We start from the raw sequence: 950 nt of genomic DNA, 5'->3' as shown, positions 1-950 counted from the left end.
GGTCGTGATCGGGATGGTGCCGCCGACCGCTTCACTAATCGTGCGGGTGACCGGATTGCAGTTATCCATGACGGAAATGACCGCCACCCAGTTGCGCACACCGACAGCGCCGTTGTCGCGCCGATAGCCAAGAAATGTTTTCATCACGTAATTACCTCGTATTCAGATCACCGCGACCGCGGGTGGAATCAACGTTGTGAACGTGGGTGTGCTCGCCCACCCTGAGTGCGCGGCGGGCGGTGCCGATGACCTGGCCGTACTTCAGCACGTTGGTACCGGCGGAGGCAGGCGCGATACAAACCTTGTGACCGAATGGGACGTCCTGCATCAGGGTCACCTGGCCGGATCGTTCTCCCTGCAGGATGCAGGTTTCCCCTTCCTGTCCAGGGTCAAGCAGCGTTGCCACATTGTCTGAGGCATGAAGCACGATGGCGCGAGACATTTGTTTAACTCCTATATAGGTTATGAATACTCTAGGACAGAAACCTGGGATCCGTCAACGCAGCAAATCCTTGTATCCATGGTAAATAGAATAGGCTGAGCGCGCCAACTCCTATATAGGTATTTACCACTGTCCTATATAGAAGTTATTGACACGTGCCGGGGCGGCGACTATCGTTGACTGCAATGGAGGCAAGTTGCCATCACGGGCGAGGAGAACTGAACATGAATGTGGAGTCCCATCTCGAGAAGATCGCCAGACTCGAGTCGTTGCGCGGGCGGTTCGATCAGCTGCAAGACTTCGAGTTGTGGTTCTGGGCCGGCATGACGGCCGGGACCCACGCGGTGAATGCGGCTTTGCACCTCGCGGCGATCACGGCGAGCGATGATGTCTTTCCGATGCAGCCTGGTGTGTATCTGGCTCCGCAATCCGACGGTACGTTTCGCGCTACGTTCTGCCCGCTCGGCGATGTGCTCCACGTTGGGCGCCCGAAAGTCGAGGGGCCGGT

2 protein-coding genes and 1 pseudogene are annotated in these 950 nt (G+C 57.6%); 1 reads left to right on the top strand and 2 read right to left on the bottom strand.

Going from position 1 to position 950, the window contains the following annotated elements; all coding sequences use genetic code 11:
- On the bottom strand, window positions 1–147 hold a 147-nt coding region (locus tag AWB68_RS47940; RefSeq protein WP_200828992.1), incomplete at its 3' end, for a UxaA family hydrolase.
- Between the two features lie 4 nt (window positions 148–151).
- Entirely contained in the window at window positions 152–442 is a 291-nt protein-coding gene (locus tag AWB68_RS45405) for a UxaA family hydrolase (protein WP_087650503.1), read from the bottom strand.
- 224 nt (window positions 443–666) lie between these two features.
- Here AWB68_RS45405 and AWB68_RS45400 point away from each other — a divergent pair.
- Window positions 667–950 (top strand): annotated as a pseudogene (locus AWB68_RS45400) (hypothetical protein); the annotation flags it as partial.

This window comes from Caballeronia choica (assembly GCF_001544535.1).
Lineage (GTDB): Bacteria > Pseudomonadota > Gammaproteobacteria > Burkholderiales > Burkholderiaceae > Caballeronia > Caballeronia choica.
Note: the sequence above shows the minus strand (reverse complement) of the source record. Positions and strands in the feature narration are given on the sequence as shown.

Excerpts from the sequence above, each read along its gene's own strand:
- AWB68_RS45405 (WP_087650503.1), bottom strand. The coding sequence starts at position 442 with ATGTCTCGCGCCATCGTGCTTCATGCCTCAGACAATGTGGCAACGCTG.